Consider the following 8,550-nt stretch of genomic DNA (forward strand, 5'->3'; position numbering starts at 1 on the left):
GTCAAATCGGCGTCATCGAGCGCCGATGGACACCGCACCGTCGCCTGTGGATATCCGTGTGGACGAATCGGGGATCGGGATGCCTGGGCGTGCTGCTAGACTTCTCCGTCCACCCTGCGCGCACGCGCCCCTGCTGTGGACGAGAAACATTCATGAGTGAGTTGTGGCGGCGCTGCCTGGAGCGTCTGGAAGGCGAATTGAGCGCCGAAGATCTGCACACCTGGCTGATGCCGCTGCAGGCCCGCGAGAACGAGACCGGACTGGCCCTGTACGCCCCCAACCCGTACACCCTGGACACGGTGCGCGAGCGCTACCTGCCCAAGATCACCGTGCTGCTGGGCCAACTGGCCGGACACGAGCTGCCGGTGCGGCTGGAAGTGGGCTCCAGCACCCCGCGCCCCGCCGCCCGGCCCGCGGCCGTCGCCCCGCGCGGCAACGGTGCCGTGGCCGAACCTGCCGCGGCGGCGCCCGAGGCCGCGTTCAGCCACAACCTGGACCCGCACTACACGTTCGAGACCTTCGTCGAGGGCAAGTCCAACCAGCTCGGCAAGGCTGCCGCGATGCAGGTGGCGCAGAACCCCGGCCGCGCCTACAACCCGTTGCTGCTGTATGGCGGCACCGGTCTGGGCAAGACCCACCTGATGCACGCGGCCGGCAACCTGATGCGCCAGAACAACCCCGCGTGCAAGGTGCTGTACCTGCGCTCGGAACAGTTCGTGGGCTCGATGATCGAGGCGCTGCGCACCAAGAGCATGGACCAGTTCAAGCTGCGCTTCCGCTCGGTGGACGCGCTGCTGATCGACGACATCCAGTTCTTCGCCGGCAAGGACACCACGCAGGAGGAGTTCTTCCACACCTTCAACGCGCTGTTCGAGTCCAAGCAGCAGATCATCCTCACCTGCGACCGCTACCCCAAGGAAGTGGACAAGCTGGAGCCGCGGCTGAAGTCGCGCCTGGGCTGGGGCCTCAGTGTGGCGATCGAGCCGCCGGACTTCGAGACGCGCGCGGCGATCCTGCTGTCCAAGGCGCAGGACAAGGGCGTGGCGGTGGACGAGCACGTGGCGATGCTGCTGGCCAAGCGCATCCGCTCCAACGTGCGCGACCTCGAGGGCGCGCTGAACACCTTGGCGGCGCGGGCGAACTTCTACGGCAAGCCGATCACCACCGATTTCGCCGAGGAAACCCTGCGCGACCTGCTGGCCACACACGCCCAGGCGGTGACGGTGCCGAACATCCAGAAGATCACCGCGGAATACTTCAACGTGCGCCTGCAGGATCTGCTCTCCAAGCGGCGCGTGCGCTCGCTGGCGCGGCCGCGGCAGATCGCGATGGCGCTGTCCAAGGAGCTCACCGACCACAGCCTGCCCGAGATCGGTGAGGCGTTTGGCGGCCGCGACCACACCACGGTGCTGCACGCCTGCCGCACGATCAAGAAACTGTGCGAGGCCGACGCACGCATGCGCCAGGACTGGGAGCAGCTGATCCGGACCCTCACCGGTTGAGCTTTCACTCCGGCGCCGGCACAAGTTCTTGATAAAGTAGGTGGGATGCTGTGGATAATGGGTGGATGAATCCGCCGCTGAACTTATCCACAAACCACCCACGGCGCAGGCACCGCTTTCCGCACACCCAGTTTCATTTGCAAGACTTTGATTCAAAACGAAAAAGCGGTCAGGAAAAGTTATCCACGCCGCCAACAGCCACTACCAACCTTCTTTCAAAGACAGAACAGCAGGCATAGGGGAAGCGCCGACATGCAATTCAGCATCCAACGTGAAGCTCTGCTCAAGCCGCTGCAGCAGGTCGTCGGCGTGGTGGAACGTCGGCAGACCTTGCCGGTGCTGGCCAACCTGCTGGTGCGGGTGGCCGATGGGCAGCTCTCGCTCACCGGCACCGACCTGGAAGTGGAGATGATCGCGACCACGGCGGCCGACAAGCTGGTCGACGGCGAAGTCACCATTCCCGCGCGCAAGTTCTTCGACATCGTGCGCGCGCTGCCGGACGGCGCTGCCATCGAGCTGAAGCTCAACGGCGAGCGCGTGGCGCTGAACGCCGGGCGCAGCCGCTTCACCCTGACGACCCTGCCGGCCAGCGAATTCCCCGTCATCGATTCGATCGAGCTGGTGGAAAAAGTCAGCCTGCCGGAAGAGGCCTTGCGCGACCTGATGGAGCGCACCGCGTTTGCGATGGCGAACCAGGACGTGCGCTACTACTTGAACGGCATGCTGCTGGACCTGCAGGAACACAGCCTGCGCTGCGTGGCCACCGACGGCCACCGCCTCGCCATGAAGGAAACCAGCCTGGCGACCTCGGTGAAGGCGCGCCGGCAGATCATCATTCCGCGCAAGGGCGTCAACGAGCTGATCGGCCTGCTGGAACCGGGCGAGGGCGAGGTGGAGCTGGAATTCGGGCGCAACCACCTGCGCGTGCGGCGTGGCGGCGTCACCTTCACCTCCAAGCTGATCGACGGCCGCTTCCCCGACTACGAGGCGGTGATCCCGCTGGGTGCCGACAAGACCGCCACGCTGGATCGCGAAGTGCTGCGCGGCGCACTGCAGCGCGCGGCTATCCTGTCCAACGAGAAGTACCGCGGCGTGAAGCTGGAACTGTCGCCGGGCAAGCTGCGCATCGTGGCGCACAACCCCGAGCAGGAAGAGGCGGTGGAGGAAGTCGAGGCCGACACCCACGTCTCCGACCTCGCGGTGGGCTTCAACGTGGGCTACCTGCTGGATGCGTTGTCCGCGCTGCGCGGCGAACAGGCCCGGCTGAGCCTGCGCGACGCGCAGTCCAGCTGCCTCGTGCAGGAGCACGACAGCGAGCAGGCCCGCCACGTGATCATGCCCTTGCGACTCTGACGCATGCCCTTCGGCAAGCATCGTTTCGCCCGGGAACGCCGGAGCCGTCGCCAGACGCTCCGGCGTTCTTGCATGCGCCCGGTCCAGCAACCATGAGGCTGGAGCGACTGCGTATCCAGGGTCTGCGCGGCCTGCACGAAGTCGACTTGGCGCTTGCGCCGGGCATCAATGTCTTCGTGGGCGCGAACGGGGCCGGCAAGACCAGCGTGCTGGAAGCGGTCTTCCTGCTCTCGCACGCACGCTCGTTCCGCAGCGGCGCCAGGGAAGCCTTGCTGGCGCGTGGCGCCTCCCGTCTTTCCGTATTTGCCGAGTTGCGGCTCGCGGGCGACCGGTCGCTGCGACTGGGGCTGGGGCGCGAGGCCTCGCGCTGGGAAGCGCGGCTCGAAGGCGAGGGCGCCAGCCTGGGCGAATTGATCGCCGAGTGCGCGGTGACCTGTTTCGAACCCGGCTCGCATGCCTTGATCGCCGGTGCCGCCGAAGAGCGCCGCCGTTTTCTCGACTGGGGCGTGTTCCACGTGGAACATGCTTTCCTCGATGCCTGGCGGCGCTACCAGCGCGCCCTGAAACAGCGCAACAGCCTTTTGCGAGCCGGGACGGATTCCGCGTCGTCCCTTTACGCACCGTGGGAAACCGAGCTTGCGGAGCTGGCCGACTGGATCGACCGGCAGCGTGACGGGTATCTGGCGCGCCTGCGACCCAGCCTGCACGACTGCGTGAATGCGCTGCTGCCCGAGCTGGGCGTGCCTGAGCTTCGCTACCGCCGCGGCTGGGCCGAGGACAGGGATCTGCGCGAGCAACTGGAGGCGCAACGCGGCCGCGATCTCGCCCGCGGCCATACCAGCCTCGGGGCGCATCGCGCGGATTGGTCGCTTGCCTTCGAACACGCCCCGCAGCGGGAGCATCTCTCCCGTGGCCAGGAAAAGCTCGCCGCGTTGGGCTGCATGCTGGCGCAGGCGCGCCAGTACGCCGACCAGCACGGCGACTGGCCGATCATCTGTCTCGACGACCTGGCCTCCGAACTGGACGAAGCCCACCAGGCGGCGGTGATCGCCCAGCTCGCGGAAAGCGGGGCCCAGGTGCTGGTGACCGGCACCGGGCTGCCCGAGCCTTTGCGCGGGCTGCCGCATCGCGTGTTCCACGTGGAACAGGGACGTTTGACGCCCCTGCTATAATTGACGATTGCACTGCAGCGCGACGGCTGGGATGCCGGTCTGCCGTACCCTGAGGAAACGGATCCGCATGAACCAACCCACCAACGAATCGCATTACGACTCCAGCAACATCAAGGTGCTCAAGGGCCTGGAAGCGGTCCGCAAGCGCCCCGGCATGTACATCGGCGACACCGATGACGGCACCGGCCTGCACCACATGGTGTTCGAGGTGGTCGACAACGCGATCGACGAGGCCCTGGCGGGTTACTGCGACCACGTGATCGTGACCATCCTCGAGGATGGCTCGGTCAGCGTGGACGACAACGGCCGTGGCATCCCGGTGGACATCCATCCGGAGGAAGGCCGTTCCACCGCCGAGGTGGTGATGACCGTGCTGCACGCCGGCGGCAAGTTCGACGCGAACTCGTACAAGGTGTCCGGCGGCCTGCACGGCGTGGGCGTGTCGGTGGTGAACGCGCTCAGCGACCACCTGTGGCTGACGATCTACCGCGACGGCCAGGAGCATCAGCAGGAATACTCGCTGGGCGAGCCGCTTTACCCGCTCAAGGTCATCGGCGCCTCGGACCGGCGCGGCACGCTGGTGCGCTTCCTGCCCAGCCCCAAGACCTTCTCGGACACCGAGTTCCACTACGAGATCCTGGCCAAGCGCCTGCGCGAGCTGGCCTTCCTCAACTCCGGCGTCACCATCGAACTGCGCGACGAGCGCGGGGAAGGGCGCTCGGACACCTTCGCCTACGAGGGCGGCATCCGCTCCTTCGTGCAGCACCTGTCCCAGCTGAAGACCCCGCTGCACCCGAACGTGATCAGCCTGGCCGCGCTGCAGGACGGCATCAGCATCGAGCTGGCGATGCAGTGGACCGACTCGTACAACGAGACGATGTTCTGCTTCACCAACAACATCCCGCAGCGCGACGGCGGCACCCACCTCACCGGCTTCCGCGCCGCGCTGACGCGCTCGTTGCAGGGCTACATCGAGAAGGAAAACCTGGCGAAGAACGCCAAGGTCGCGCTGTCCGGCGACGACATGCGCGAAGGCCTGATCGCCGTGCTGTCGGTGAAGGTGCCCGATCCGAAGTTCTCCTCGCAGACCAAGGACAAGCTGGTTTCCTCCGAGGTGAAGACCGCGGTGGAGCAGGCCGTCAACGAGAAGCTGGGCGAGTTCCTGCTGGAACACCCGAACGAGGCCAGGGCGATCGCCTCCAAGGTGGTCGACGCCGCCCGCGCCCGCGAGGCCGCGCGCAAGGCGCGCGAGATGACCCGCCGCAAGGGCGCGCTGGACATCGCCGGCCTGCCAGGCAAGCTGGCCGACTGCCAGGAAAAGGACCCCGCGCTGTGCGAGCTGTTCCTGGTCGAGGGCGATTCCGCCGGCGGCTCGGCCAAGCAGGGCCGCAATCGCAAGACCCAGGCCGTGCTCCCGCTGAAGGGCAAGATCCTCAACGTGGAGAAGGCCCGCTTCGACAAGATGCTGTCCTCCGCCGAAGTCGGCACGCTGATCACCGCGCTCGGCACCGGCATCGGCAAGGAGGACTACAACCCCGACAAGCTGCGCTACCACCGCATCGTCATCATGACCGACGCGGACGTGGACGGCTCGCACATCCGCACCCTGCTGCTGACCTTCTTCTACCGCCAGATGCCCGAGCTGATCGAGCGCGGCCACGTCTACATCGGCCTGCCGCCGCTGTACAAGCTGAAGCAGGGCAAGCAGGAGCTGTACCTCAAGGACGACGCGGCGCTCAACGCCTACCTGATCTCCAGCGCGGTGGACAACGCCGAGCTGGTGGCCGATCCGCACGCGCCGGCGATCACCGGCGCGGCGCTGGAAAAGCTGCTGCGCGAGTACCAGACCGCGCTGGACCAGATCGAACGCCTCGGCCACCGCTTCGACACCAGCGTGCTGTCCGCGCTGCTCGAACACGCGCCGATCGCGCCGGAGCTGTGGGCCGATCCGGCCGCCATGCAGGCCTGGCTGGACGGCATCGCGCGACGCCTCGCCGCCAGCGGACTGGGCAAGCCGCGCTACCGGCTGTCGTTGCGCGCGGCGCAGGGCGAGCAGCCGGCGGCGATCGAGGTGGTGCGCGACCAGCACGGCCTCAGCCACACCTTGCTGCTGCCGCAGCCGTTCTTCGCCGGCGCCGAGTTCCGCCCCATCCTGCACGTCAGCCAGCAACTGGCCGGACTGATCCGGCCCGACGCGGTGGTGCGCCGTGGTAACGCCTCGCGCGGCGTCACCAGCTTCGCCGAGGTGCGCGGCTGGCTGCTGGACGAGGCGAAGAAGGGCCGCACCATCCAGCGCTTCAAGGGCCTGGGCGAAATGAACCCGGAGCAGCTGTGGGAGACCACGGTGAACCCCGAGACGCGGCGCATGCTGCAGGTCGGCATCGAGGACGCATTCGCCGCCGACCAGATGTTCTCCATGCTGATGGGCGAGGCGGTGGAGCCGCGGCGCGACTTCATCGAGGCGAACGCCTTGCGGGTGGCGAATCTCGACATCTGATCCCGGCAGGCGGACCGGGCACCGCCCGGTCCCGGTTCCGGCGCACCGCCGGGCGTCGACCCGTGCAGACGCGACCCCGGCGCCGCTGTCGCGCGGCCTGTCCGCGCTGGACCGCCAGCGTGCGCCGCGCCGCGGTCCAATTCGACCGCGTATGGAGCGTTTCCACGCAAGTCATTGATATGACAAGGGCTTTCTTGCCGCAATGCAACTTGTCATTCGGATGGCGCTCAAGGTAATCTCGACGATCCCCTGCGTACCACGCACACGCAAAACCCCGGACACGAGGATCGTCATGAAGCACACGCCCCTGTTCACGATGCTGGCCGCCGCGGCGCTGGCGTTCACCTTCGCCGCCCCCCCGGTCCACGCCGCCGGCGCCGCGAAGGACACCAAACAGGAAGCGCTGTATCCGAATGCCACCCGCGTCGCGCCCAAGCTGGACCTCACCAGCGAGAAGGAGCAGAAGGCGCTGAACGAGGGCCTGGACGCCGTGAACGGCGGCGACAAGGCGAAGGCTGAGCAGATCCTCCAGCCCATCATCGACGGCAGCAAGAGCAAGTACGCGCAGGCGATCGCGCTGCAAGGCCTGGCGAACGTCAGCTACAACGCCGGCGACGTGAAGGCCGCGATCCCACTGCTGAAGCGCGCGATCGACATCGGCGTGATGCCGAACGACACCTACTTCCAGCTGATGTACGAGATGGCCCAGCTGTACGCCGCCGACCAGCAGTACCAGGCGTCGCTGGACACCATCGCGAAGTGGCGCGCCGAGGGCAAGCGGGAATCCGCCGACTCCTACGGGCTGGAAGGCATGGACTACTACCGCCTCGAGAAATACCCCGAGGCGATCGCCGCGATCCAGAAGGCGAAGTCGCTGACCGACAAGCCGCAGGATTCCTGGAACCAGATCCTGATGGCCAGCTACGCCGAGTCCGGCAAGGGCGGCGACGCGGCGAAGATGGCCACCGCCGAATACGAGAAGAACCCCGCCGACAGCAGCATGCTGCACAACGCCAGCGCGGTGCTGCTGCAGCAGCAGGACTACGCCGGCGCGATCAAGGTGCTGGAGCAGGGCCGCGCGAACGGCGCGCTGAAGGACGAGGGCGACTGGATCAACCTGGTCAAGGCCTACCTGCTGCAGGCGCAGAACGGCGGCGGCGACCCGAAGGCCGGCAGCACCAAGGCGCTGCAGGTGTTCGACGACGGCATGGCGAAGGGCGCGATCAAGTCCAGCGCCGAGAACTACAAGCTGGCCGGCGACGCCGCCGTGATCGGCGAGAACGACGCCAAGGCGATCGGCTACTACCAGAAGGGCGCGGCGCTGGCCAGCGACGGCGAGCTCGACGTGGCCGTGGGCCGCGTCTACTTCCAGCAGCAGAAATTCGGCGAGGCCCGCAAGTACGTCACCCAGGGCATCGGCAAGGGCGTCAAGCACAAGGGACAGGCCTACATGGTGCTGGCCGAGGCGGATCGCCAGCTGAAGGACAAGCCCGGTGCGATCACCGCCATGATGGAAGCCGCCAAGGATCCGGAGACCGCTTCCAAGGCCAAGGAGTGGCTGCGCAAGTCCAACGTGGGCAAGTGATTGGCGAGCAAGGAAAGCATGGCGGATTGGACGTCCATCCGCGTGTCATGCGAGCGCTATACAAAAGCCAGATGCTGTTGTACCGTTCAACCCTTCCCTGCGTAACCCCATCGGTGCGTTTCGTCCATATGCCAGACGGAACGTGCCGGATCGGTGGCGACGCTTTCTCCGTTCCCAGCTCCAGATAGTGACAGATGGCCTCTAGTATCGAAGAAACAGAACGCGAGGAGGGGTTCAGTTGGAAACGAACCCTGGCGTTGGCATTCGCCATCGGTCTGCACGCCTTCGCGTTTCTGATCCTGCTTGCGCCCATGGCGCCGCCGAGCCAGAAGCACGAGAAGAAAGAGCAGATCGTGCAGGTGAATTTCATCGAGCCGCCGCCGCCGCCGCCGCCGCCGCCGCCGCCGCCGCCGGAGCCGCCCAAGCAGCCGCCGCCGAAGA

General features: G+C 66.8%; 5 protein-coding genes and 1 pseudogene. All 6 read left to right on the forward strand.

Annotation, left to right across the window (positions count from 1 at the left end; translation table 11 throughout):
* Nucleotides 1-152 precede the first annotated feature (152 nt).
* On the forward strand, nt 153-1,502 hold the full coding sequence (gene dnaA / locus PCA_RS16990) for a chromosomal replication initiator protein DnaA (protein ID WP_181303801.1): 1,350 nt from the start codon (nt 153-155) through the stop codon (nt 1,500-1,502).
* Nucleotides 1,503-1,754: 252 nt separating this feature from the next.
* Entirely contained in the window at nt 1,755-2,855 is a 1,101-nt protein-coding gene (gene dnaN / locus PCA_RS16995) for a DNA polymerase III subunit beta (protein ID WP_181303802.1), read from the forward strand.
* Nucleotides 2,856-2,923: 68 nt separating this feature from the next.
* Nucleotides 2,924-4,027 carry a DNA replication/repair protein RecF gene (gene recF / locus PCA_RS17000; RefSeq protein ID WP_343204561.1) on the forward strand — a complete coding sequence of 368 codons (1,104 nt, stop codon included), beginning with the start codon at nt 2,924-2,926 and terminating at the stop codon, nt 4,025-4,027.
* A 67-nt stretch (nt 4,028-4,094) separates the two neighbouring features.
* The gene (gene gyrB, locus PCA_RS17005) at nt 4,095-6,524 is read left to right on the forward strand and encodes a DNA topoisomerase (ATP-hydrolyzing) subunit B (protein WP_181303803.1); all 2,430 of its coding nucleotides are present in this window, start codon (nt 4,095-4,097) and stop codon (nt 6,522-6,524) included.
* Nucleotides 6,525-6,816: 292 nt separating this feature from the next.
* The gene (locus tag PCA_RS17010) at nt 6,817-8,109 is read left to right on the forward strand and encodes a tetratricopeptide repeat protein (protein ID WP_181303804.1); all 1,293 of its coding nucleotides are present in this window, start codon (nt 6,817-6,819) and stop codon (nt 8,107-8,109) included.
* 194 nt (nt 8,110-8,303) lie between these two features.
* Nucleotides 8,304-8,550, forward strand: a pseudogene (locus PCA_RS17015) (energy transducer TonB); the annotation flags it as partial.

It is taken from the genome of Rhodanobacter sp. PCA2 (genome assembly GCF_013620825.1).
Taxonomy (GTDB): domain Bacteria; phylum Pseudomonadota; class Gammaproteobacteria; order Xanthomonadales; family Rhodanobacteraceae; genus Rhodanobacter_A.

What these genes read in the sequence shown, in the direction of transcription:
- dnaA (WP_181303801.1), top strand. Translation starts at nt 153, where the DNA reads ATGAGTGAGTTGTGGCGGCGCTGCCTGGAGCGTCTGGAAGGCGAATTG.
- dnaN (WP_181303802.1), top strand. Translation starts at nt 1,755, where the DNA reads ATGCAATTCAGCATCCAACGTGAAGCTCTGCTCAAGCCGCTGCAGCAG.
- gyrB (WP_181303803.1), top strand. Translation starts at nt 4,095, where the DNA reads ATGAACCAACCCACCAACGAATCGCATTACGACTCCAGCAACATCAAG.
- PCA_RS17010 (WP_181303804.1), top strand. Translation starts at nt 6,817, where the DNA reads ATGAAGCACACGCCCCTGTTCACGATGCTGGCCGCCGCGGCGCTGGCG.